The sequence below is a fragment of the Clostridium sp. chh4-2 genome (assembly GCF_002899675.1).
Lineage (GTDB): Bacteria > Bacillota > Clostridia > Lachnospirales > Lachnospiraceae > CHH4-2.
The window spans coordinates 178,201-201,358 of the sequence record NZ_PKUU01000001.1 but is presented as its reverse complement, the minus strand read 5'-3'; the positions used below and the strand labels follow the sequence as shown (position 1 = coordinate 201,358).

Below are 23,158 nucleotides of genomic sequence, written 5' to 3'. Positions count from 1 at the left end.
CGGGGTGCCGGCAGTTCTGTATTGCTTTTTTCGTTGCGGATATGATAATTTGCTTATTTTGTTCCGAAAATTCTGTCTCCCGCATCTCCAAGACCGGGGCAGATATAAGCGTTTTCGTTTAACTCACGGTCCACATGTCCGATGTAGATTTGGATGTCAGGATGAGCTTCCTGCAGGCGGGCAACGCCTTCCGGAGCGGCGATAATGCACATGAATTTGATGTTTTTTCCTCCGTGCTGTTTGATGAAATCAACGGCTGAAACGGCGGAGCCGCCGGTTGCCAGCATTGGATCGGTAACCACGATGGTGCGCAGTTCAATCGGGCTTGGAAGTTTGCAATAGTATTCATGAGGCTCGTGGGTTACTTCGTCGCGGTATAAACCGATATGGCCTACCTTTGCGGATGGAACAAGGGCCAGGATTCCGTTTACCATGCCAAGACCGGCTCTGAGAATGGGAACCACAGCCAGCTTTTTACCTGCGATCATTGGGGTCATACAGGTTTCAAGCGGTGTTTCCACCTCTACGTCTTTTAATGGAAGATCTCTCAGCGCTTCGTAGCCCATTAACATGGCGATTTCTTCCGTTAAGGCGCGGAATTCGTTGGTTCCGGTTGCCTTATTTCTTAAAATTGAGATTTTGTGCTGGATCAGCGGGTGATTGATGATTGTTACGTTTTCCATAGTGCTGTTTCTCCTTTAATAGTTTTTCAAATTATGCGTTTTGTATCTTATCCGTTCCCTTTGGAAGGATGAGGTTCATGAGAACACCGATGACAACTGCGATAAAGAGGCCTGAGATGTTCAGGGAGAAAGAATCGAAGTTGAGCGTCAGGCCGCCCATCTGTGCAAATCCAAGGCCGAATACCAGGATTAAACCGACGATGGTTAAGTTGCGGCTGTGTGTGAAATCCAGATCCGCTTCAGCTAAAGAACGGATGCCGACGGCTGCGATCATTCCAAAGAGCATGACTTCAACGCCGCCCTTTACCGGACCAGGAATGGTCTGGAGAACCGCTCCAACCTTTCCGAACAGGCCAAGGATGATGGCAAATACCGCCGTCATGCGCAGAAGCCGGGGATTATAATTTTTTGTAGTGGCTAAAACGCCTGTATTTTCTGAATATGTGGTGTTGGCAGGTCCTCCGATAAATCCGGCGAAAAGAGTTGCCATACCGTCTCCCAAAAGGGTTCTGTGAAGGCCGGGATCTTTTAAGAAATCCTTTCCAACTACCGTGCTGTTGGTGGTGATATCCCCGATATGCTCCATAAAAGTGACGAGAGCGATCGGAGCGATGGAGAGAATTGCGCCCAGTTCAAATTTCGGAAGGCTCATAAATGGAACGCCGTTGATATCTGTAGTGCGGAATGGAACGTTGATCCAGGCCGCATTGACAATCGCGGAATAATCCATGTGGAAAATGCCCAGGCAGGATAAAATGATACAGAGAAGATATCCACAGGCGATGCCGATCAAGATCGGAACCAGTCTGAAAAATCCTTTTGCACAGATAGAACAGATGATTACCACAGCCAACGTGAATAAAGCGATGGCCAGATTTAAGCCCACTTCCGGGGTCAGGCCGTCAGCCAGTCCTAAGTTTCCGGTAGCGTCGCCGATGGCTGTGCTGGCCAGGTTGATACCGATTACGACAATAACAGGCCCTGTCACAACAGGAGGAAAGATCCGTTTAATCTTTTCTGCGCCGATTCCATATGCGATTGCGGAGAAGAGCAGATAGATCAAACCGGCAAAAATAATTCCACCCTGTGCTAAAGGAACGTTTTCCGGGATAATCGTTCCTTCCGGCCGTATCACTGAGCTTACAGCAGCCAGGAATGCGAAGGAAGATCCGAGGAAAACAGGAACCTTAAACTTAGTACAGAGGTGGAAAATTAATGTGCCCACACCTGCGGAGAAAAGTGCAAGTGATGGATTCAAACCGGTTAGAAGAGGAACTAATACTGTCGCGCCGAACATGGCGAACAAATGCTGAATACTGAGCAAATAGTCCCTGGATGTCAATTTCTTTGAGTCATTCATATTCAATACCCCTTTTTTAGAATAGTTTGTATACATCTTTGACATTCTATCAAAAAAGGAGACAAATATCAATCTATTTCGACTCAGTTGTGAATTTAATTACAGCATAATCACCAAGGGCATGGGGAACCGGGATGGAAAAATATACAACTCCCTGATTTTCATAACTGAACGATTCCGGAAATGTGTCGGAATTGCCGAAATCCGCCTTGTTGAACAGGTTTGTATAATAGTCGATATCCTGAGTATTCTTATATTCCATCAATGATTTTTCCAGTTCCGCATTCACATTATAAAAGGTGCAGTCATTGGAAAGCACATATCCTGCCATGGTATAGGCGTCGGAATAATCGTTAAAGCCAAGATTGTCACATTTTGCCAGATCCACGGTATTCGTATAGAAGACATTCACAGGATATGCAGCATTTTCTGCGGTATATGATCCGGTATAGGTGGCGGTCAAACGTTTCCGGTTGATGGAAATGATCTTGCATTTGACATTGACCGTTGTGGCTGCTTCGTCTGTTTCGCCATCTTTGACAAGGGATATGGCATTGGATTTTAGCAGTTCATTGACCGCTTTTTCCTTTTCAGGATCGTCCAGATTGGAAACCACGGGATATTCAATGACAACTTTGCCGGAAGTATATTTGCTGATGTCAGCTTTGACTGCAGCTTTTGCTCCTGAAGAAGATTCTGAAGTGCTGTTTGATTCTTTTGTTCCCGGAGCTTCTGTTTCTATAGTCGGCTCTGCCATGGTTTCCCGTGTGCTTTCGGGAGCAGCCGTTGTATGTATGGTAGAAAGATCGATCTTTTCATGCTTTGATTTACAGCCGGATAATGCGGCGGTACAGGATAAAGCAAGCAAAAGAATGAAAGCCGCTTTTTTCATAGGGAACCCCTCCTTTTCATTTGTAATTATTGTTTATTATTATAGCTTAGATTTATGGATTCCGTTTGATGTTTTTCTTACGAAATGTTTAATCTTTACAGAGAAACGATTGCATTTTGATATAAAAGCACGTAAACTGTGGATACATGAATGAGGGAGATGATGAAATGAAGGCAGAAAAAGGAAGCCGCATTAAGGTGGTTTGTAAATTAAATGATTTTTCAGAGGATTATAAGGACGGGGATATTTTTACCGTGGAAGATACCTGGTACGGCGGAGTGCATGTGAGAACTCTGTCCGGCATTCCGATGTCGCTTTCTAAAGAGGAATACGAATTGATCGATGAGGAACAGACGGCAGTTTGTGAAGCCTGTCATGGAAAAAAGCCATTTCTTGAACAGGAAGAGTATTCGGTTGTTTTAAATGAAACGGGAGAGGCAGTTCTTCATCTGAAAGGCAGACAGATTCCTTTTGGAACGCTGAAATACTGTCCTGTATGCGGGCGCAGATTAGCAGAACATTAAGATCGCAAAATGAACAGGAAACTTGTCATATTTTTCTTCTCAAGGACATAAGATTTATTATAAAGACCTGAAAGGAGATATCTATGACCATCTATCCTGTGTGTACGAATCTTTTAAAATACCGTTTTTATCAAAAAATTACGGAAAGCTACTATAGGAGAAAGACGAACTGCCCTTGTTTTCTTATGCAGCAGAATAACAGGTGGACCATAGTTACCTTTAATATGTAAGGGTCTGGTATATTAAAAATACGTAATTGTCCGGCAACCTCACAATTACGGGTTACAAAAATACTTAATAAAAGGAGCTACCGGTTATGCCAAGAGGAGTAAGAAAATCAGAATTGGAAAAACTGCAGGACGAGCTGTCAGAAGTCCAAACTGCGATCAAACAGTATCAGGATGCATTGAAAACGATGAAAGAAAAGGAAGAGAATCTGAAAAACCTGATCAGTCAGGAAGAATTTAAAGCGGTTCATGCAATTATGCAGGAAAAGGGAATATCCCTGAATGAATTAAAAGCCATGCTGGAAGAGATTCCGGCGGAGGAAATGCAGACGGCTTAGATTGAAAATAATAAAAAAGATCTGGTTCCAAAATGAAAGGAAACAGATCTTTTTTTGTGCCCGGATATATGGTAAGCTATGGTTAAAATGGCTGGTAAGCACGTATTTATGGGGAGAAAGAAAATGATCTATATTACAGGGGACTGCCATGGGGATTACAGGCGTTTTAATACGGAACAATTTCCCCAGCAGCGTTATATGACAAAAGACGATTATGTGATTATTTGCGGAGATTTTGGTTTTTGGGATAACAGCAGGGAGCAGTTATATTGGAGAAAATGGCTGGAAAATAAGCCGTTTACTACGTTATGGGTGGATGGCAACCATGAAAATTATGATTTATTGAAGGAATATCCGTCGGTCAGCTGGAAGGGCGGTAAGGTACAGTTTATTACGCCGTCCATCATTCATTTGATGCGCGGGCAGATATACCGGATTGACGGCTGCCGGTTCTTTACATTTGGTGGGGCGTCCAGCCATGATATTGAAGGCGGGATATTGGATCCTTTTGCTCCTGATTTCGCTAAGCAGAAAAAGAGACTGAGGAAAGAACTCTTATGCTACCGGGTCAATCATGTATCCTGGTGGAAAGAAGAAATGCCGGAGGAAGCGGAATATGAGGAGGGGATCAGAAATTTAGAGGAGCATGACTGGACGGTGGATTTTATTATTACCCATTGCTGTTCCAGCAGCACGCAGTCTCTTATTACGCGGGGGAGCTATAAAGAGGATTCTTTGACGGAATTTTTTGAAAGAATTAAGAATCGGTGCAGCTTTCGAAAATGGTATTTTGGGCATTATCATGATGAGAAGGAGATTGGCGGCGGAGAAATTCTGGTGTATGAAAGTATTCGGAAGATTTTGTAAATGGAAGCGGTTTTTTTACATCAAGGGTGAAGGCATTTTCGAAAATGCCTTCACCCTTGATGTAAAAAGTTAAAGCAAAATTTGATACAACAATATTTTTAAAAAATATTTTTTTCCATGCGATAAAACAAACACCCCATTTGTTATATAGGTGTAAGAACCTAGAAAACAAAAATGAATTTTAAAGAGAAGGAGTGTTTGTTATGATGAAAAAATATGTTGTATTAGCGGCAGCCGTCAGCTTATGTTCGATGATGATGACAACCAGCGTATTGGGAGCGGCAAAGGATGCGGGAAAAGAGCGGGTCAGAATTGAAATAAAGACAGAACATCTGGATGATGTTTTATCGGTTACTCCTGTGAATGACGAAGCTAAAAAACTTTTATCAGGCTACCGGTTAAAAGAAGATGATTTGGATGATGTGGTGGAGGAATTGGCAGACAAACTGATTGCAGAAGGGTATTTGGGTAAGAAATATGGAAATAACGTCCGAATTACGCTAAAGGATGAACTGGCGTCAAAAGAAGCAAGAGAACGGGTTGACAAATTAATAGCAGATTATCTTGACGAACGCCATTTGGATGCAAGAATTGCAGCAGACAGAGTTACGGTTGAAGAACAGCTGAAGAGAAAGGCGGAAGAATATAAGATATCGGCCGGAAAAATGTATATCATTCATGAAATCAGAATTAAAAATGACAGAATGAGCGAAAAAGAGATGGCATCTATGGAAATGGATGATTTGATGCGGATGGCTAAAGAAAATGGGGTCAGTTTTGATGTGATGGAAGATATTTATGATGATTTTGATGATGATTGGTATGATGATGACCGAGATGATGATGACGACCGATACGATGATGACGACGACCGAGATGATGACGACGACCGATACGATGATGATGACCGATACGATGACGACCGATACGATGACGATGACCGAGATGATGACCACGATGACGATCAAGACGACGATGACCGAGATGACGATTGAACCCAAAGAATCTCAAGCCTGAATAATTGTCTGACCGGAAAGTGAGGCCAGCTTTTAAAAAGAGATTGTAATGGATTAATTTTCCCATTATGATAGAACCAAAGGGCAGGAGAGGGGATATTTAACGCATGATATTCTTTATGGTAACGGGAGATGAGCCGCAATCCGGATTTGGAGTCAGATTAAAAATCGATGAAAAGCTGTTTGAGAAGATTGGAAATGGGGACAGAAAGGCGTTTGAGGAGCTGTACATCCTGACGGAGCGGGCTATTTACGCCTATGTATTTTCCATCTTAAAAAATCCGGAAGATACCCAGGATATCGTGCAGGACACTTATTTGAAGATCCGTGCTGCCGCCCATTTATACCGGCCACAGGGAAAACCATTGGCCTGGATGTTCACGATTGCCCGTAATTTGACGCATAATCTTCAAAAAAAGAATGGCAGATCAGTCTTTTTAGAGGATGGTGAGCTGGAAAATCGAAAAGATTTTTCCTATATAACCGATCCGACAGACAAGTTAATTCTGGAAGCGGCATTTAAACTGTTATCTGAAGAAGAACGTCAAATACTCCTGCTCCACGCATTATCGGGAATGAAACATCATGAAATTGCAAAAGGGATGGGGGTGCCTCTTTCAACGGTGCTTTCACGTTACCAGCGGTCGCTCAAAAAGTTAAGAAAGTATTTATCAGGGCAGGAGGGGAGCAAATGAACAGGAAAATAGAGGATTCATTAAAACGTTCCATGGAACAGATGCCGCATCCGTCCTTTCGTGAAATTGCCGATATTCCCGTTGTCCGAATGCAGGAACATGATGAGATAACAAGGCAGGAAAAAGTCACAGTGTATCGTCATATGAAAAGCCTGGCCTTAGCCTGCGCATGCTTTTTAATATTAATTGGAACCGGATGGTTTACCCAGTTTAAAATGGTATACAGTATTGTGAATGTGGATGTAAACCCCAGCCTGGAAGTCCGGGTGAACCGCAGGGATAAGGTGTTGGCGGTCAAAGCAAACAACCAGGAAGCCAAAGAGCTTTTGGAAGGACGTAATTATAAAGGATGGGATATTGCGGAAATGGTGGAAAGCCTGGTTGATGATCTGGCGGTTCAGGGATATCTGACAGATGAAAAGAATGTAATACTTTTGTCCGTCAACAGCAAAAGTCAAAAAGCTTATCACGCGCTTCAGACCGAACTTCCGGCTGCAGTATCTGGCGCGCTGGCAGATTATGGAATCATACCCAAGCTCTTTATGCAGAAATTGAATGAAGATGCCGAAACGGAAAAGCAGGCAGATCAATATCATATTTCGCAGGGACGGCAGCAGTTTATTAATCTTTTGCTGAAACAGGACTCCTCTCTGAAGGAAGAAGACTTAGCCTCCATGAGGGTAGAAGCGCTGATTGACCTGGCTGAAAAACGGGGAATATCTCTCGATGAAATCGAAGTTTTGTATGAGGGAGAGGAGAAAATAACGGAATCGGAAACAAAAAAACCGAAACCTAAAGAAACTTCAACTGCAGAAACAGAACTTGAGAAAGCGCCGGAAATGAACCTGCCGCCAGCTTCAACACCTGCTTATGTACCGGATAGGGAATATCCTGTGCAGCAGGAGAACGATGAGGAAGATGAGGAACCGGACGAGGGGGATTCAGATGAGGGGGATTCAGACGGCGAAGATGATGATTCCCATGAGGAGAAAGAAATAGAGGAAAAAGAAGACAGCGATTCAGAAGAAGATGCAGATTCAGACGATGATTCAGATGATAACTCAGACGACGAGGATCATGATACAGACGAGGAAGCCGACGATGAGGAGGAAGATGATTCCGATAGCGGCGATTCCGATCATGATGACGATCATGAAGAAGAGGATGATGATTGAAATAGGAATTACTGACAAATGCATTTTATATGTGATAAATAGGATTTGAGGATGTATGCGAAACAGGCCTTTTGTGTTTATAATCATAAAAGACCTGTTTTTTCCTGTCATCCGCTCTAAAAGATTATTAAAGGATAACAGAAATTCGTAAAATTGAGCGGAATAAGAATAAGAAAAATGAAAGGATTACCGGCAGCCGCTATGATATAATAGAAGAAATTATCGATTCATTATTAAAACGGAGGAAAATATGGAAGCTTTTACCTATTGTAAAATAGAAATTTTTATACCGGAATCCCATTTGGAAATGCTGCAGGCAGCGCTGCAAAATGTGGATGCCGGCCATATTGGAAATTATGACAGCTGCTTATCCTATAGTCCGGTAACCGGCTGCTGGCGTCCATTGGAAGGAAGCTCCCCCTATATAGGAAGCTGCGGAACCATTAGTACGGAAAAGGAATTGAAGGTGGAGGTAACCTGCCTTACCGGACGGGTAAAAGAAACGCTGTCTGCCATCAAAAACGTTCATCCATATGAAGAGCCGGTTATCAATGTAATTCCATTGTACATGACTGGTATGGAGTGATAAATGAAGCGTCATAAATTTGTTGAGAAAGGATTAATAAAATGAGAAAAGTTATGGCCGGAATGCTGTGTGCTGTATTTCTGTTATCGCTTGCTGCCTGCAGTTCTCAACCAAAGAAACCGGATATGTATATTGAAAAGGCGCAGCTTTCTAAGGAGGAGGAAAAAATCAGTCAATTGCTGGGAGTCGGCAATGAGGCTTGCATCTATGATTTTAAACTGGATAAAACCGTAAAAAGTGTTCAATTTAATACCTATCAATTGTCCGACGGAGAATGGGAGCTGATTTCCGGCGCAGGAGGGCAGCAGTTCTCAGATGAGTCGGGAAGATTAGCTTTGAAATTTGAAACAGTCGGTGAAGGTTTGAGAATATCTCTTCAAAGCGAGAACAGCAGTGGATCGACCCAATATACTACGGAACCGGAAGAGCATTTAGAGAATATGAAACGTGTGACATCAATGCTTAATAATATGACAGAACTTTCTTACGAACAGGAGATTCCCTTAGTGATACAGATTTTAACTGACAAGGATACAATTCGTTCCTACGATGTGGACTATTTCTTTAAGCCGGAAGAATACGAAAAGCAGGAATATGAACATGTTTATGCGGTAACCGTCCGATTCAGCCAGAAGTCAGTCGGCGAATTGGACCATATGGAGTAAACTAAAACGGACAAATGCAATTGTATACGTTTATTCAGGAGGAAATGTTATGAAGCATTTATCTATACTGGCAATTTTAGCTGTCATAAGTATTTGGTATTTAACGGGCTGTTCTGAGAAAGAAACGGACGCTTATTTCAATGCTACTGTATTGGAAATACATGAAAAATCCATCCTTGTAGAGCCATTTGAAGGCTCTGAAGAGTTAAAGAGCTCAGACCGGATCCTTGCAAGCAGCATTACAAATTCAAACCATAAAGTTCCTGAAATGAAAGAGGGAACAACTGTCCGTATCGTATACGACGGAATCATAGCTGAAACATATCCGGCACAGATCAATGAGGTATATGCAATCTATTTGGTAAATTCGGAGGGGGAGATCATTGAAGATGCAGAGGAATCCCCGAATGTTGTAGTAACCGCCGTTACCGATGAAAAGACAGAAGCAGATACTATTAATCAAGAACAACCGGTTCAAAATAAAAATACTCCGCCGCTCTCAATTTCTTATGATTCAAACGACAGAGTTAATGACATCCCATCCGGTAAAGGCAGAGAGTCTTTTCAATGGCTGACGGAAAAGGAGAGACTCCGGTACATACCTCTCGGAAATAGATTAAATTTGGATTTTCCTGATGATGGAACCCCGGTTTCGGTTACTCTTTCTGATATTATACTGGATGAAAGCGGGAAACCGAAATATTCTGAGGATAAAATCAATGTGAGGAGTTTAACGGCGGAAGAGGGACGCTATTCGATATATGTTGATGTAAACTTAAACGCCATGTACTCCAATAATCCGGAAGCGTATCAGCCTGCGGGCATTATCCGCGGATTTCTTCTGGATTGCCTGTTTGAAGATGGGAAAACGGAAGAGTATGCGGCGGCATTTAAGACGGATGCGGCATTTGGCCTGAGTGAAGAATCATCATCTGCTTTTCTTATGTATATTTGCGGCACCGGAATCGATATTTTTGCCCAAAGTCAGCTTCAAAAAGGCAGTTCGGGCCTTGAACTGATCTTTACTGTGAACAACGAAAGCACAAAAGAATTTTATTATGGAGAACAGCCGCTGCTTGAACGCTTTGAAGGCCCGGATTTAAAAGAAATCCCTCTTCTTGAAGGCGTGGGCTGGAATGATTTGGCATACATCCTGGCTCCTGGAAAAAGTGCTGAACAGAAAATAAATCTGGAGCAGATCTACGGAACTCTTCAGCCGGGATATTACCGTTTTTCAAAGGAGTTTACCGACAGTCAAAACGGGGAGTCACAAGTAGTATCTGACGATTTTGTAATAAATTAAGTAATGTGCTGAATTCAAAAAAAGAAAGGAATTGATAAAAGCATGATTGCAGTCATATGTATAGATGATAAGAACGGAATGATGTTTAACCACCGGCGTCAGAGTCAGGACAGGAAGGTGCGGGAACGCATTATGGAACTTGCCGGCTCGGGTAACGTATGGATGAATGCCTATTCTTACAAGCAGTTTACGGATGATTCGTTAAAAAACGCCATCGCAGATGAAGCATTTCTGGAAAAAGCAGGAGAAAACGACTATTGTTTTATAGAAGACAGGGATATCAGTCCCTATCTGAACCGTATTGAAAAAATCATATTATTTAAATGGAACCGAATATATCCGGCAGACCTTTATTTTACTTTGGATATGAAAGCGTGGAAGCAAACCGGACAGAAGGATTTTCAGGGCTATTCCCATGAAAAGATAACGGAAGAGATATATACTCGGTTATCATAGATCCGGCGGCGTCCGAATATCAAATTTAGATTTAAATAGCAGTAAAGGAGAACAGCAGATTATAGCTGACATAATTATGACAAAATTAAATATGACAAAATTAAAAACTAGTTTTATAACAATTTTATTCGCCGCAGTAATTCTGATTTCAGGATGCTCTCAGGGAACTGTACCTGCGTCCAACCAGACGGCGGCCACGATGGAATCTTTTTCTTCCGCTGATATTCCCGAGTATACCGGCTCCCCTTATGTGGTCATCAACAATAACAATCCATTTTTTACAGAAGGGGATTTTACAGAAGAGTCATTTGAACTATACAGCGATTTGGATGATTTGGGCAGATGCGGCCCTGCATTTTCAAACATCGGCACTGATTTAATGCCGACGGAAAAGCGGGGAAATATCGGTCAGGTGAAGCCGACCGGCTGGCAGACTGTAAAATATGACTTCGTGGATGGAAAATACCTATATAACAGATGTCATTTAATCGGATACCAGTTAACGGCAGAAAATGCAAATAAAAAGAATCTGATTACAGGAACCCGTTCTATGAATGTGGACGGCATGCTTCCGTTTGAAAACATGGTGGCCGACTATATTAAAGAAACAAAAAATCATGTGCTTTACCGGGTTACTCCCATCTTTATAGGCGATAATTTAGTCGCATCCGGTGTTTTGATGGAAGCCCAGTCGGTAGAAGATGAAGGGGAAGGAATTCTTTTTAATGTATTTGTTTATAATGTCCAGCACGGAGTTGCCATTGATTATGAGACGGGGGAAAGCCGGCTGGCTGATTCGGGAACTTCAGAAACGGAACGAAAGAAAGCGGATGCCGTTGAGGAAAATACATACATTTTAAATACAAATTCTCATAAATTTCATGATCCGTCATGTTCCGGTGTGGATAAAATGAAGGAAGAAAATAAGGAAACGTATACGGGGAGCAGAGATGAATTGATTGAGCAAGGGTATTCGCCGTGTGGGATTTGTAAACCGTAAAAATTTACATAAAGGGTGAAGGCATTTTCGAAAATGCCTTCACCCTTTATGTAAATCTTCGTGTACACAGTCATAAACGCTTTCCAAATTAATGCCTAGCGGCATTTCCATATGAAGCAGCGTAGCATCATAAGCCTCCTGCATATTGCCATCCCGTATTGCGTTCCAAATCTTTTGATGTTCATCTACGGTGGCCTCCATGCGGCCCTCGTGCTGTAAAGAAGAACATGCCAGCTTTTTAATTTTATACATATACTGGCTGAATAGCTCCAAAAGCGCCTCGTTATTGCTGTATGATACCAGAAGATAATGAAAATGCTGATCTTCCGTTGCAAAAGAGGAGACATTCTGATCGGTTTCAAGAATTTCTCTCTGATGCTTCAAAGAAATATCCAGCTGCTTCAGCAGCTCCTGAACAGGTTCGGTATGAACGTTAATAGCGGCTTTGCGGGAACAATAGCATTCCACTGCAGAGCGGACTTCATAGGTTTCAATGACATCGCGCTGATCCATCTTGTGAAGAGAGAAGCCTTTATTAGGGATAATATCGATTAGCCCCTCTTGGTATAAGCGGTGAACCGCATCGCGGACGGGCGTCCGCGATATTCCCATCTCTAATGCAATTTTAGATTCCGAGTAAATCTGGTTATACTGTATCTGCTGATTTAAAATCAGATCTTTGATGTATTCATATGCTTGCTGCTGAAGTATTTTAAAGTTTGGCCGTGGCATAGTCACACTTTCCCTTTCTTATAATGCTTTTAGAATACTACATATTATGAGTTGCGTCAACGGAAAAACAAAAAAGAAGTTAAAAAAATAACAATACTCATATGAGAAAAAGACTAAAAATATAGTAATTATAAACAATAAATATTAAATAATTTAGATATAACGCCAAAATAAATTTAAATATTGACTTGCATACCGGTATGTAATAGTATAATAGTAACAGTTACATACCGGTATGCAAGAAAATAAAAAGGAGCAGAGTATATGGTTGGATTTATTGGTTTAGGGATTATGGGAAGGCCGATGGCAAAGAACCTGCTGAAAGCAGGAATTGATCTGATGGTAACAGATTTGAATAAGGAAGCAGTGGCTGACGTTGTGGCAGCAGGAGCAAAAGAAGGGTCTTATGCAAAGATTGGGGAAATGTGTGACACTGTGATCATTATCGTTCCGACAGGCGCTATTGTCCAATCAATTCTGTTTGATGAAAATGGCGTGGCATCCACAATTAAGCCGGGAAGTGTTATCTGCGATATGAGCTCTGTTACTCCGGTGGAGTCTAAACAATGTTACGAAAAACTGAAAGCTTCAGGGGTAGGATTTGTGGACGCTCCGGTATCCGGCGGTGAGCCGGGGGCAATTGCAGGGACTCTTGCTATTATGGCCGGAGGGGACCAGGAGGATTTTGACCGGATGAGGAAGTATTTTGATATTCTTGGATCTTCCGCACTGCTGATAGGAGGTTCCGGAAGCGGAAGCGTGACTAAGCTTGCCAATCAGATTATCGTAAATAATACAATTGCCGTTGTGTCCGAGGCTTTTGTTCTGGCGGCTAAGGCGGGAGCCGATCCAGTAAAAGTTTATGAAGCGATCCGCGGGGGGCTGGCAGGAAGCGCTGTTTTAGACGCAAAGGTTCCGATGATTGTGGATCGCAATTTTAAGCCGGGAGGGCCAATCCGGATTAATCATAAGGACATTAAAAATGTGGTGAATACTGCGCATGAACTGGATGTCCCAATTCCATATACCGCTCAGCTGTATGAGATTTTGCAGACATTGAAGATTCATGGACATATGGAGGACGACCATGGCGGAATCGTACAGTATTTTGAAAAATTGGCGGATATCGAGGTAAAGAAAGTGGAATCACAGGAGGAATTTTAATGGCAGTCAGCACAGATATTTTAAATTCATATAAAAAACTGGATGAGGCGGCTGTGGATTTGCTGCTGAACCGGGAAATTGCGGGAAATAAAAAAAAGATTGTGGTTTTGGATGATGATCCCACCGGTGTTCAGACCGTACATGACATTTCCGTGTATACAAATTGGCAGAAAGAGAGTATGGAGCAGGCATTTGCGGAAGAGAAGAATCTCTTTTATATCCTGACTAATTCCCGTGGACTGACAGAAGAGCAGACGGCGAAGGTTCAGAGGGAGATCGCCCAAGTGGTTGATGAAGCGGCCAAAGAATCAGGGAAAGAATATCTCTTTATCAGCAGGAGCGACAGCACACTGCGGGGACATTATCCGTTGGAAACCGTGATTTTGAAGGAATGTTATGAGAAGAATACCGGAAAGAATATCGATGGAGAGATTCTTTGCCCATTTTTTAAGGAAGGCGGAAGATATACCATCAATAATATTCATTATGTAAAGTATGGGGAAACGCTGGTTCCGGCCAATGAGACAGAATTTGCCAAAGACAAGACCTTTGGATATACGGCCGCTAGCATGCCGGAATACGTGGAGGAGAAGACAAAGGGGGCTTATAAAAAGGAAGATGTTATCTGCATTTCTTTAGAAGATATCCGTAATCTGAATCTGGATAAGATTGAAAAACAGCTTCTGGACGTGAAGGATTTTAATAAAATTATTGTCAATGCCATAGATTACGTGGATGTTAAAGTGTTTTGTGTGGCACTATACCGCGCCATGGCAAAGGGGAAGGTGTTTATGCTGCGGACGGCAGCCGCAATTGTAAAGGTGATGGGCGGAGTCACGGATCAGCCGCTTTTAACCAGAGCGCAGATGATTGTGAAGGAAACTAATAACGGAGGTATTATTGTTGTTGGATCTCATACGGATAAGACCACAAAACAGGTGGAGAGCCTGAAGGAATTGGAGGATATTGAGTTTATAGAACTGAATGCTGCTTTGGTAGGTGATGATGCGGCTTTTGAAGAGGAGATTCGGCGCTGTGTGGAAAAGGAAGAAGCATGTATTCGAAGCGGAAAAACTGTATGCTGTTATACCAGCAGAAAACTGATCACTGCGGATACCGGCAATAAAGAGGATGAGCTCCGGCTTTCCGTGAAGATTTCCGATGCGGTACAGTCTTTGGTGGGAAGGCTGACTCTTACGCCGGGGTTTGTTATCGCCAAAGGCGGAATCACTTCAAGCGATGTGGGAACCAAGGCTTTGAAGGTGCAAAAAGCGAACGTATTGGGACAGATTAAACCGGGGATTCCGGTATGGCAGACAGGGAAAGAAAGCAGATTTCCACTCACTCCGTATGTTATTTTCCCGGGGAATGTAGGGGATGAAACTACGTTGAAAGAAGCGGTTGAAACGCTGATGGGGAAGTGAAGTCTTTTCTGAGAGCAAAAGTTATACCATACATAACTCCGGTGTTCATGAGGCGGGAAGGGGATGAGAGGATAACAGCCTAAAAAATAATTGCTATTCTGCTTTACAGGTGTTATTGTATTAACTAATAGGTAATACCTATATAAAAGTTGTGAACAGGAGTTTTGTATGGGAATATCAAAGATTCAAAAGGCAAGTATATCAGAAGAAGTGTATGAACAGATAATGAATAACATTATCAGCAGGGAATGGATGCCATGTTCCAAGATCCCATCAGAAGTGGAACTCGCTCAATCTTTGGGAGTAAGCCGGATTTCAGTCAGAAATGCGGTGCAGCGTCTGGTCGGACAGGGGATATTGGAATCAAAACATGGAGGTGGTACTTTTGTGAGTGATTTGTCACTGGAAAGTTATTTTAACAGTGTGATCCCATTGCTCACAGTAGGAGAGGATCAGATTTGCGAGCTTTACGAATTCAGACGTGTGATTGAAACCGGCAATATAAGACTGCTTTCCGAGCGCATGACAGACGATGTAATCGTGAGTTTAGAGGAAAATTACGAACGGATGAAAAATAGCTTGAGCGATATGAGGGATTTTACAAGAATCGACATTGAATTTCACTGCCTCATAGCGCAGTCCATAGGGAATTCACTGATTACAAACATGTATAAACTGATCAGGGAAGCTCTTTATCCCAAGCAGGTGCTGATACAGAATGCCTTTGGGGCCAAAGGCGCTTTAAAATATCACAGGCTGATTTTAGACGCGCTGAAGGAACGGAATTTTGCAGATGCGGAGAAATACATGGATGAGCATATGAGAATGACCATTATGAATGTTAAGACAAAAAAGCAGAATATCGACTAAAGAATATGCATACCGGATTTATCGGTATGTATTCTTATCAATTTAAAGGTACTACCTAATACCTTTAGAGAACTTATTCAGGAGGAAAGAAAAATGGCAAGTAAAGATAGGAAACGACCGAATATTGTTTTTATGCTAAGCGATGACCAAGGGGCCTGGGCGATGGGCTATGCGGGCAATAAACATATTATCACGCCTAATTTCAACCGGCTGGCAGCTGAGGGTATGACATTTTCCAATTCATTTTGCGCATCGCCGGTGTGTTCTCCGGCGAGAGCGACTATTTTAACAGGAAAAACCCCTTCACAGCATGGAGTTCAGGATTGGATACGGCTTGGGCATTATGGAGAACACGCGATTGATTATCTGAAGGGATTCATCACTTATCCTGAAATTTTAAAGGAAAACGGTTATGAATGTGCGCTCAGTGGGAAATGGCATCTGGGGGATGTGTATGCGGTCAAAAATCGTTTTCCGGATCATACCTACGTACATTTAAAAGGTGCCGGACATTATTACAACGCTCCGATGGTTAAAAATGACGAGCTCATATATGAGTCCAAATACGTGACCGACTGCATTGCGGACGATTCCATTGATTATTTGAATGAGACGGTCAAAACGGAGAATCCATTTTATTTAAGCGTTCATTTCACGGCTCCTCATAATCCGTGGGTGGATGGGGAACATCCGAAAGAGATACTGGACCTTTATGAGGACTGTGATTTTGATGATATTCCTCAAGGCGTTATCCGCCCCAATGCTGTTTACCGGTACAACAGGGAAGATGCAAAAGCTTGTTTAAAAGGATATTATTCAGCGATTACCGCCATGGACCGGGCGGTCGGAAGAATTGTGGCAGAAGTTGAGCGGCTGGGGATGAGGGATAATACGATCATAATATTCACTTCGGATAACGGGTTCAACTGCGGTCATCACGGAATCTGGGGAAAGGGAAATGCCACCATGGATTTGAATATGTATGAAACATCCATTAAAGTGCCTCTGATTATCAGCTGGCCTTCCGTAATTAAGCCCGGATCAAAGTCAGAGGCTATGGTGAGCCAATACGATTATTTCCCAACTTTGATGGAACTTACCGGTTTGGAAAATCCTTATAAAGAGGGGGAGACTGCGGGGAAGAGTTTTGCCCCTATATTAAGAGGCGAAGAGATGGAGGAGCATCACGCTCTGGTAGTATATGATGAATACGGGCCGGTAAGGATGAGCCGTACAAAAGAATGGAAATATATACACCGGTATGAGACGGGAAAGCATGAACTTTACAATCTGCTTAAAGATCCCGGAGAAGACAATAATCTGTATGGCATGCCGGATACGGAACCGGTTGTGGAGGAAATGAGAAATATTCTTTTTGAATTTTATAAAAAATATTCAGATCCGATCAATAACGGAGCCGTTCAGCCGGTGCGTGGAAATGGGCAGATTAATGCCATAAAACTGCTTAAAGAAGGGGAGCTGGCCTTCGATCAGAACAGAAAATCTACGACAGATCCGAAAGGAGACCCTTCCGTGGAGGCGGGAAGTGTGAAGAAAAATTAATTTAAGGGGAAGGCGTTCACATGCATCAAAGCTAATGGAGGGAAAAATATGACTCATGAAACGAGGATGTTGTTAAGCTTGTTCTTAGGTATTATAGTAATGATTCTATTGGTGGTAAAAACGAGAACACATACATTTATTGCACTTCTTCTGGCTTCTTTGATTGCAGGACTGACTGGAGGCATGCTTCCGGCTGAAGTGATCGGAGCGATAAAAGACGGGTTTGGTAATACGCTGAAAAGTACCGGAATTATAATCGGCCTGGGGGTTATGATGGGCGGAATTTTAGAGAAAACCGGGGCGGCAGAGCGTCTCGCCTATACTTTTATCAAAATTATTGGCAAAGGAAAAGAAGAATGGGCTTTGGGTATTACCGGATGGATTGTATCGATACCGGTATTTGCGGATTCGGCTATCGTTATTTTCGCACCGTTATGTAAAGCTCTTTCTAAAGTAACCGGAAAATCACTGATAGGGCTGGCCTTGGCCCTGGCCTGCGGACTTCAATGCACTCATGCCATGGTTCCGCCCACGCCCGGCCCTTTAACGGCGGCCGGACTCATGGGAGTGGATATCGGATATATGATAATTGTGGGCGCCGCATTATCCATCCCTATATTTATTGCAGCTATTATCTATGCAAAATGGATAGGAAAAAAGATTTATCAAATACCGCTTGATGACGGCACCTATGAAAAAATGGAATTTAAAAAAGAATACATCAAAACCATGGAAGAATTGGATTCCATCATCGATGCGAAAGAATTGCCGTCCCTTTCCCATTCCATTTCACCTATTTTGGTACCGCTGGTGCTGATATTTTGTAAGACGGGACTGAGCCTTTTGTCCATTGACGGGGGTATGTTATATCATATCATCAGTTTGCTGGGAGATCCAATTGTGGCTTTAGGAATCGGTACGACGCTTGCAGTATATGGTTTGGGAGATAAGCTGCCTAAAAAGAAACTGATCGGAATCATGAATGAGAGCATAAAAGATACGGGAATTATCATGCTGATTACCGGTGCCGGCGGTTCTTTGGGCAATGTGGTAAAAGTCAGCGGAATTGGCGATGCGCTTGGCACGATAATCGTCGGATGGCCGATACCGGCGATCCTGCTTCCGGTCATTATTGGCGGTTTGATGCGTTTTGCTCTGGGTTCGGCGACCGTGGCGATCACTACGGCGGCCAGCCTGACGGCGCCGCTGATTCCGGTATTGGGAATCAGCCCGGTTCTTTTGGCTCAAGCCAGCTGTATCGGAGCCCTTTCCTGCCAGTACTTCAATGACAGCGGATTCTGGGTATTCAATGGAATGTTCGGGGTGACGGAGATAAAGGATCAGCTCAGATGTAAGACCACGGTTTCCATGATCATGGCCGGAGTGGGGGTGATTGAGCTTTTAATTATTAATATGTTCCTATAGAATCCTTGCTATAAGCAGTAAATTATGCTGGGAGGAGGGAGAAACAGAAGGGGGCGCATGACTTGGCCCTGATCCGTTTCTCCCTTTTTTCGGTTGTGGTGTGGTTTGAGAAAGAAACGATATACAAAATGAAAGGAATTTTGTATAATTTAAAGAAAGATATCAGGAAATTCTTTAGCGGCATGCGTGTTGTCAGTACAGCGAAAGTCCTCTGAGTGCAGGACTATATTCCGTCCGACTGGAGTATAATGGATGAAATAAACGGAAAGAGGAAAAAAGAGTATGGCCAGCCAATGTTGCAGTTACAAAATTAAAGGGAATTAATCTCTGCATTCTATGGGATTTTTGCTGAATTTGAAAAAATGGAGGATAGGAAATGCTTATTAGTGAATTGGAGAGCAACGTGGAGTATATCAATTATGAGGGTCTTAACACTACCCGTGAAACGCTGCAGCAGGATTTGGAAACGATGGGGGAGGAATTATTTTTGGGGACTTATCAGACCCGCATGGGTTTCTTTACAAAGACATGGAGAAGCATAGATCTGAGGTATTTGCTGGCATTTCTGGAACATTTAAATCCGGATTTTCAATACTGCGGAAATGTTGAGATAGGAAAACCCATTGTGCTTGACGAGAAGCTGTATAAGAAAATACGCGGCGGAGACCAGGAACTTCTCGACCAGGCTGTTCAGAGAACCCCGTCGGTATTTTTAAAATACGGGTTAATTATGTAGCGGAAGGCGGATTGGATGGGAGAATTTGATCTGAATATAAGCCTAAATACACCAGGGCTGGCAGATGGAAACTATCGGGTGGAATGCCCGGAGGGGGAGTTCATATGCCTCTATTGGGCCAATGAAGAAGGGGCGCTGGCAAATTATACTTCGTTTGCTGTGATCCCTCTGCAGGCAGATGGAAGCGGAACCTGTTCCTTACGCGGCGGCCGTTCGATTCCGCCGGAGGCCACACATGTCTGCGCGGTAGTCTGTCGTGCGGATTATGAAGAACTTACGGTACAGATGGTGGAAATTCCCGCTTTGTATCTGCCAAAAGAAAATGCCGGAGAAATTTCAGAAGAAGATAAGCCGTCTGCGAAAATTGTGCTGATGAGCGATATTCATATGAGAAATAAACCAGGCCGTTTCCGCCATGCGCTCAGCCTGATAAAGGATGCCGATTGGGTGTTGTTTCCCGGTGATCTGGCTAATGACAGTCGGGAAGACCAATACGAATTTTTGAAAACATGCATAACGGAAATGATTCCCGACATTCCGATATTTTCCGTATCCGGAAATCATGATACCGGGAAAGGTGACAGCTTGTGCTACCGGAACTTTGAGGCATGGCTCAGGCAAAGGCAGGGAGACCGTTTCGAGTTTGAGGACAGTGATACTGGGGCATTTGCTGTTTCACTGAATCAAGAGCTGGATTTGATCGGCCTAAATCCGAATTATATCCAGAAGAATTTTTTCTTTCCCGAAAAGGGCGAGCAGCTTAAATGGATGAAAAACTATCTGGAACATTCCTCACACAAACGCCATATTATTATGTGTCATGCACCGCTGCTGGCACATAATCCGCAGCGTGACGGAAGCAAAAAGGCGCCTTATATTGCGCAGGACAGTATTTTGCAGAATCAGGTGGAGGAGATAGGAAATGTAGTGTTTCTTTCGGGCCATACCCATGTTTCGCCGATTGTGCCATGCGGATGTGTGGAATATGATAAAAACGTTCGTAACCTGTATATCAATGATGGAAGTGTCTGCCCGTCGGATCTTAAAACGGATGAACCCGTTATTGGAAAGGATTGGAGCGGCGGCTGTTTCACTGAGCTTAATTTATTCAGCAACCGGGTGGAGGTAGTGATGAGACAGGCACATACGGGGATGCGGATTGCGAGGGGATATTACAGGATTCTGTTATAGGATGGGATAATATTTTTTATTGTGTTTTCAATGTAGACGGTATTATAGCGAGAAAATGGATTTTGCGCTATCTATAATGAGCCTGACACTTGTTGTCAGGCTTATTTCTATAGCTGGCTGCTTACAATGGTTAATCTGTAAATAGCAGAGATAAAATAATTACAAAAGTATATGAAATATTAGAAAAAAGAGCTATAATGAAATTATAAAAAATATTCTTACGAAAAAGGGGAAAAGTATGAAAATAAGATATTTTATTCTGGGTGGGTTTATTAGTATTTTATTGACTGGATGTGGAAACTCAAAGGATTTGCAAATACAAAATGAATCATTAGCGGCACAGATTAAAAGCCTGGACGCAGAAAAGGAAAGTATAAATGCAGAGAAAGAAAGTCTGGTATCATTAAACGAATCTTTATCAGTTGAATTGGACTCTGAAAAGAAAAGGGCAGATTCTTTACAAGAATCAATAAATAAAATAGAAGAAGAAACAGTTTTACAGGAGGGGGATATAAGTGTTGTTGTTACAGATAAAAGTTCCACAGTTGGGAAATATAGTCAGTTGTATTGTCCATTGATATTTGATGTAACCAATCACACGGATAAAGACATACAGGGAATTGAAGGGATATTAACGATAAAGGATTTGTTTGGAAAAGAAATTATATCATCAGAATGTGATTTTACAGGTCAAACGCTCTCTGTTGGTCAAACTGTGACTATAGATAGTTTACGTTTTTCCGTTAATCAGTTCATGGATGATCATATGAAATTATACAATACGGATTATAAGGATTTGAAGTTTGAATATACAGTTACACAAATTGTTTTTACAGATGGAACTGTTAAAGAATAATACAAGAGTAAGATTTCTAAATGCATCACTTAAAGCAGATGTGAAACTATTTTAAGCTAATGGGCATATCGGATAGAAAAATCCTGTATGCCTATTTTTTTACCTTACTGTTGGGAAATGGTGGTAATAAATATAGTGATAAAATGGCTCATTCGTTGAAATCCGTCGTAATAAATGATACTATGATGCCAGGGGAATTTGAAAACCGTGAGGGGTGAAAGAATATGAAAAATGTAAATCGATTTGCCAATAAAATTAAGCTTCTAACGGGAATCTTGTGCTTGATTTTGTTAGCTGGCTGTAAACAAAGCCCGGAGGAAGTTATAAGAAAACAGTTAGAATTAGGCCATAGGTATTTGGAGGAGATGAAGTACGAAGAGGCTATTATAGCATTTAATAAGGTGATTGAGATTGATCCTGCAAATACAGATGCTTATATTTATTTGTCAAAGTTGTTTGAGGCGCAGCGTGAATATGAAAAAGCATTGGAAATGGAACGTATAGTTGTTGATTTATTAGAATCTTCCGAAAATCAGACATTGTTAACGGAAAGGAAAATTCACCAAGCTGTTTTATATGCCAAACATGGAGAAATAGATGAGGGGTTGGCGTTGGTGGATTCCATAAAAGAAACGGATGAAAATGCATGGCAGGAAGCTCGTTCTGAGATAATAGCTCTGTTATTTACTGGCGATTTCATAAAACCGGAAGAAATAACGGTCAATGGCAAACCATTTTGGATGTCTGAGTTATCAGATGCAATCGCTGCCTATCCTTGTGATGATCCTGATGATGTTAAAATTAATGAGAATTCGGTGGAGCCCACAGAAGATTATTATGCATATAAAAGTGATGGAAATGAAGACAGAGCAGGAAATGCAAAGTTTAGAAAAAATTTGGGAGAATCCGGTTTGAGCCAGGTAATATTTGCAAATAAATCGCTGCATATGATACATCATGGTATCGGGGAACCAGTAGATTTCAAGCCGGATTTATATCAACCGGAATTTCGTGGAATAAAACTTAACGAGCCATATAAAGAGGCTTTAAAACATATGGGATATTCGGATATTGGAATTACATACTTAGAGGCTCATAATACACTGACCTTCATTTATGACAGAGATCTTTGGACAATATATGTATCAGAAGAGACAGAAGCACCGTCAAGCTTAAATATTATATGGAAAATAAAGGATGGCTATGATGTTTCTATTGAAATTATGCGAAACGAAAACAATGAGGTAAGTATGGTTTCAGCCAGACGGGAACAGAGGTAAATTCTGCTTGAATATTGGATTGCTTCTAAGGCTTGTTAATATATAGATAAGGTGCGAAATCCCGATATATTAAGGCTTCGCACCTTTTTGCTGTTAAAAAAATGTTACTGAAATTACAATTTTCTTGCTG

Annotated in this window: 24 protein-coding genes; 20 read left to right on the top strand and 4 right to left on the bottom strand. The window is 42.1% G+C overall.

The window, feature by feature from the left end; genetic code table 11:
* Window positions 1-53: 53 nt before the first annotated feature.
* The 3 genes from upp to C0033_RS00980 all read right to left on the bottom strand — a co-directional run bounded on the left by upp (window position 54) and on the right by C0033_RS00980 (window position 2,935).
* Window positions 54-683, bottom strand: a complete 630-nt coding sequence (gene upp / locus C0033_RS00990) for a uracil phosphoribosyltransferase (RefSeq protein ID WP_103226002.1) — start codon at window positions 681-683, stop codon at window positions 54-56.
* Window positions 684-714: 31 nt separating this feature from the next.
* Window positions 715-2,043 (bottom strand): uracil-xanthine permease family protein, encoded by a 1,329-nt coding sequence (locus C0033_RS00985; protein ID WP_103226001.1) that lies wholly within the window; start codon window positions 2,041-2,043, stop codon window positions 715-717.
* Between the two features lie 73 nt (window positions 2,044-2,116).
* Window positions 2,117-2,935 carry a hypothetical protein gene (locus C0033_RS00980; RefSeq protein WP_103226000.1) on the bottom strand — a complete coding sequence of 273 codons (819 nt, stop codon included), beginning with the start codon at window positions 2,933-2,935 and terminating at the stop codon, window positions 2,117-2,119.
* Window positions 2,936-3,102: 167 nt separating this feature from the next.
* On the opposite strand from C0033_RS00980, the gene C0033_RS00975 reads away from it, so the two are divergent.
* The 11 genes from C0033_RS00975 to C0033_RS00925 all read left to right on the top strand — a co-directional run bounded on the left by C0033_RS00975 (window position 3,103) and on the right by C0033_RS00925 (window position 11,787).
* A complete protein-coding gene (locus C0033_RS00975; RefSeq protein WP_103225999.1) occupies window positions 3,103-3,459 on the top strand; it encodes a hypothetical protein in 357 nt (118 codons plus the stop codon).
* Between the two features lie 316 nt (window positions 3,460-3,775).
* On the top strand, window positions 3,776-4,024 hold the full coding sequence (locus C0033_RS00970; RefSeq protein WP_103225998.1) for a hypothetical protein: 249 nt from the start codon (window positions 3,776-3,778) through the stop codon (window positions 4,022-4,024).
* Between the two features lie 108 nt (window positions 4,025-4,132).
* Window positions 4,133-4,891, top strand: a complete 759-nt coding sequence (locus C0033_RS00965; RefSeq protein WP_242984384.1) for a metallophosphoesterase family protein — start codon at window positions 4,133-4,135, stop codon at window positions 4,889-4,891.
* 203 nt (window positions 4,892-5,094) lie between these two features.
* Entirely contained in the window at window positions 5,095-5,886 is a 792-nt protein-coding gene (locus C0033_RS26790) for a hypothetical protein (RefSeq protein ID WP_180994510.1), read from the top strand.
* A gap of 140 nt (window positions 5,887-6,026) precedes the next feature.
* Window positions 6,027-6,602 (top strand): RNA polymerase sigma factor, encoded by a 576-nt coding sequence (locus C0033_RS00955; RefSeq protein WP_242984383.1) that lies wholly within the window; start codon window positions 6,027-6,029, stop codon window positions 6,600-6,602.
* Window positions 6,599-7,777 carry a hypothetical protein gene (locus C0033_RS00950; protein ID WP_103225995.1) on the top strand — a complete coding sequence of 393 codons (1,179 nt, stop codon included), beginning with the start codon at window positions 6,599-6,601 and terminating at the stop codon, window positions 7,775-7,777. The genes C0033_RS00955 and C0033_RS00950 overlap by 4 nt, the downstream gene beginning before the upstream one ends.
* Window positions 7,778-8,027: 250 nt before the next feature.
* On the top strand, window positions 8,028-8,363 hold the full coding sequence (locus tag C0033_RS00945) for a cytochrome C biogenesis protein (protein WP_103225994.1): 336 nt from the start codon (window positions 8,028-8,030) through the stop codon (window positions 8,361-8,363).
* Between the two features lie 41 nt (window positions 8,364-8,404).
* A complete protein-coding gene (locus C0033_RS00940; protein WP_146043715.1) occupies window positions 8,405-9,028 on the top strand; it encodes a hypothetical protein in 624 nt (207 codons plus the stop codon).
* Between the two features lie 49 nt (window positions 9,029-9,077).
* Window positions 9,078-10,331 (top strand): immunoglobulin-like domain-containing protein, encoded by a 1,254-nt coding sequence (locus C0033_RS26785; RefSeq protein WP_180994509.1) that lies wholly within the window; start codon window positions 9,078-9,080, stop codon window positions 10,329-10,331.
* A gap of 42 nt (window positions 10,332-10,373) precedes the next feature.
* Window positions 10,374-10,787 (top strand): ribonuclease Z, encoded by a 414-nt coding sequence (locus C0033_RS00930; protein WP_103225992.1) that lies wholly within the window; start codon window positions 10,374-10,376, stop codon window positions 10,785-10,787.
* 76 nt (window positions 10,788-10,863) lie between these two features.
* Window positions 10,864-11,787 carry a DNA/RNA non-specific endonuclease gene (locus C0033_RS00925; RefSeq protein ID WP_242984382.1) on the top strand — a complete coding sequence of 308 codons (924 nt, stop codon included), beginning with the start codon at window positions 10,864-10,866 and terminating at the stop codon, window positions 11,785-11,787.
* A 39-nt stretch (window positions 11,788-11,826) separates the two neighbouring features.
* Here C0033_RS00925 and C0033_RS00920 read toward each other — a convergent pair whose 3' ends face one another.
* On the bottom strand, window positions 11,827-12,519 hold the full coding sequence (locus C0033_RS00920) for a GntR family transcriptional regulator (RefSeq protein ID WP_103225991.1): 693 nt from the start codon (window positions 12,517-12,519) through the stop codon (window positions 11,827-11,829).
* A 264-nt stretch (window positions 12,520-12,783) separates the two neighbouring features.
* Between C0033_RS00920 and garR the strand changes: the two genes are divergently transcribed.
* The 9 genes from garR to C0033_RS00875 all read left to right on the top strand — a co-directional run bounded on the left by garR (window position 12,784) and on the right by C0033_RS00875 (window position 23,028).
* Complete coding sequence (garR, locus tag C0033_RS00915; RefSeq protein WP_103225990.1) at window positions 12,784-13,683, top strand: 2-hydroxy-3-oxopropionate reductase; 900 nt, start codon at window positions 12,784-12,786, stop codon at window positions 13,681-13,683.
* Entirely contained in the window at window positions 13,683-15,107 is a 1,425-nt protein-coding gene (locus C0033_RS00910) for a four-carbon acid sugar kinase family protein (protein ID WP_103225989.1), read from the top strand. Before garR ends, C0033_RS00910 begins: the two co-directional genes overlap by 1 nt.
* 168 nt (window positions 15,108-15,275) lie before the next feature.
* Window positions 15,276-15,977 (top strand): FadR/GntR family transcriptional regulator, encoded by a 702-nt coding sequence (locus C0033_RS00905; protein ID WP_103225988.1) that lies wholly within the window; start codon window positions 15,276-15,278, stop codon window positions 15,975-15,977.
* A 93-nt stretch (window positions 15,978-16,070) separates the two neighbouring features.
* Window positions 16,071-17,540 (top strand): sulfatase-like hydrolase/transferase, encoded by a 1,470-nt coding sequence (locus C0033_RS00900; RefSeq protein WP_103225987.1) that lies wholly within the window; start codon window positions 16,071-16,073, stop codon window positions 17,538-17,540.
* A 48-nt stretch (window positions 17,541-17,588) separates the two neighbouring features.
* Window positions 17,589-18,965, top strand: a complete 1,377-nt coding sequence (locus C0033_RS00895; RefSeq protein ID WP_103225986.1) for a gluconate:H+ symporter — start codon at window positions 17,589-17,591, stop codon at window positions 18,963-18,965.
* Between the two features lie 376 nt (window positions 18,966-19,341).
* Window positions 19,342-19,701, top strand: coding sequence for a hypothetical protein (locus tag C0033_RS00890; RefSeq protein WP_103225985.1), 360 nt, complete (start codon window positions 19,342-19,344; stop codon window positions 19,699-19,701).
* A gap of 15 nt (window positions 19,702-19,716) precedes the next feature.
* Window positions 19,717-20,892: a metallophosphoesterase gene (locus tag C0033_RS00885; protein WP_103225984.1), complete on the top strand. Its 1,176-nt coding sequence runs from the start codon at window positions 19,717-19,719 to the stop codon at window positions 20,890-20,892.
* A gap of 238 nt (window positions 20,893-21,130) precedes the next feature.
* A complete protein-coding gene (locus C0033_RS00880; RefSeq protein ID WP_103225983.1) occupies window positions 21,131-21,748 on the top strand; it encodes a hypothetical protein in 618 nt (205 codons plus the stop codon).
* 224 nt (window positions 21,749-21,972) lie between these two features.
* Complete coding sequence (locus tag C0033_RS00875) at window positions 21,973-23,028, top strand: hypothetical protein (RefSeq protein WP_103225982.1); 1,056 nt, start codon at window positions 21,973-21,975, stop codon at window positions 23,026-23,028.
* Window positions 23,029-23,158: the final 130 nt, after the last annotated feature.

What these genes read in the sequence shown, in the direction of transcription:
- upp (WP_103226002.1), bottom strand. Translation starts at nt 683, where the DNA reads ATGGAAAACGTAACAATCATCAATCACCCGCTGATCCAGCACAAAATC.
- C0033_RS00985 (WP_103226001.1), bottom strand. Translation starts at nt 2,043, where the DNA reads ATGAATGACTCAAAGAAATTGACATCCAGGGACTATTTGCTCAGTATT.
- C0033_RS00980 (WP_103226000.1), bottom strand. Translation starts at nt 2,935, where the DNA reads ATGAAAAAAGCGGCTTTCATTCTTTTGCTTGCTTTATCCTGTACCGCC.
- C0033_RS00975 (WP_103225999.1), top strand. Translation starts at nt 3,103, where the DNA reads ATGAAGGCAGAAAAAGGAAGCCGCATTAAGGTGGTTTGTAAATTAAAT.
- C0033_RS00970 (WP_103225998.1), top strand. Translation starts at nt 3,776, where the DNA reads ATGCCAAGAGGAGTAAGAAAATCAGAATTGGAAAAACTGCAGGACGAG.
- C0033_RS00965 (WP_242984384.1), top strand. Translation starts at nt 4,133, where the DNA reads ATGGGGAGAAAGAAAATGATCTATATTACAGGGGACTGCCATGGGGAT.
- C0033_RS26790 (WP_180994510.1), top strand. Translation starts at nt 5,095, where the DNA reads ATGATGAAAAAATATGTTGTATTAGCGGCAGCCGTCAGCTTATGTTCG.
- C0033_RS00955 (WP_242984383.1), top strand. Translation starts at nt 6,027, where the DNA reads ATGGTAACGGGAGATGAGCCGCAATCCGGATTTGGAGTCAGATTAAAA.
- C0033_RS00950 (WP_103225995.1), top strand. Translation starts at nt 6,599, where the DNA reads ATGAACAGGAAAATAGAGGATTCATTAAAACGTTCCATGGAACAGATG.
- C0033_RS00945 (WP_103225994.1), top strand. Translation starts at nt 8,028, where the DNA reads ATGGAAGCTTTTACCTATTGTAAAATAGAAATTTTTATACCGGAATCC.
- C0033_RS00940 (WP_146043715.1), top strand. Translation starts at nt 8,405, where the DNA reads ATGAGAAAAGTTATGGCCGGAATGCTGTGTGCTGTATTTCTGTTATCG.
- C0033_RS26785 (WP_180994509.1), top strand. Translation starts at nt 9,078, where the DNA reads ATGAAGCATTTATCTATACTGGCAATTTTAGCTGTCATAAGTATTTGG.
- C0033_RS00930 (WP_103225992.1), top strand. Translation starts at nt 10,374, where the DNA reads ATGATTGCAGTCATATGTATAGATGATAAGAACGGAATGATGTTTAAC.
- C0033_RS00925 (WP_242984382.1), top strand. Translation starts at nt 10,864, where the DNA reads ATGACAAAATTAAATATGACAAAATTAAAAACTAGTTTTATAACAATT.
- C0033_RS00920 (WP_103225991.1), bottom strand. Translation starts at nt 12,519, where the DNA reads ATGCCACGGCCAAACTTTAAAATACTTCAGCAGCAAGCATATGAATAC.
- garR (WP_103225990.1), top strand. Translation starts at nt 12,784, where the DNA reads ATGGTTGGATTTATTGGTTTAGGGATTATGGGAAGGCCGATGGCAAAG.
- C0033_RS00910 (WP_103225989.1), top strand. Translation starts at nt 13,683, where the DNA reads ATGGCAGTCAGCACAGATATTTTAAATTCATATAAAAAACTGGATGAG.
- C0033_RS00905 (WP_103225988.1), top strand. Translation starts at nt 15,276, where the DNA reads ATGGGAATATCAAAGATTCAAAAGGCAAGTATATCAGAAGAAGTGTAT.
- C0033_RS00900 (WP_103225987.1), top strand. Translation starts at nt 16,071, where the DNA reads ATGGCAAGTAAAGATAGGAAACGACCGAATATTGTTTTTATGCTAAGC.
- C0033_RS00895 (WP_103225986.1), top strand. Translation starts at nt 17,589, where the DNA reads ATGACTCATGAAACGAGGATGTTGTTAAGCTTGTTCTTAGGTATTATA.
- C0033_RS00890 (WP_103225985.1), top strand. Translation starts at nt 19,342, where the DNA reads ATGCTTATTAGTGAATTGGAGAGCAACGTGGAGTATATCAATTATGAG.
- C0033_RS00885 (WP_103225984.1), top strand. Translation starts at nt 19,717, where the DNA reads ATGGGAGAATTTGATCTGAATATAAGCCTAAATACACCAGGGCTGGCA.
- C0033_RS00880 (WP_103225983.1), top strand. Translation starts at nt 21,131, where the DNA reads ATGAAAATAAGATATTTTATTCTGGGTGGGTTTATTAGTATTTTATTG.
- C0033_RS00875 (WP_103225982.1), top strand. Translation starts at nt 21,973, where the DNA reads ATGAAAAATGTAAATCGATTTGCCAATAAAATTAAGCTTCTAACGGGA.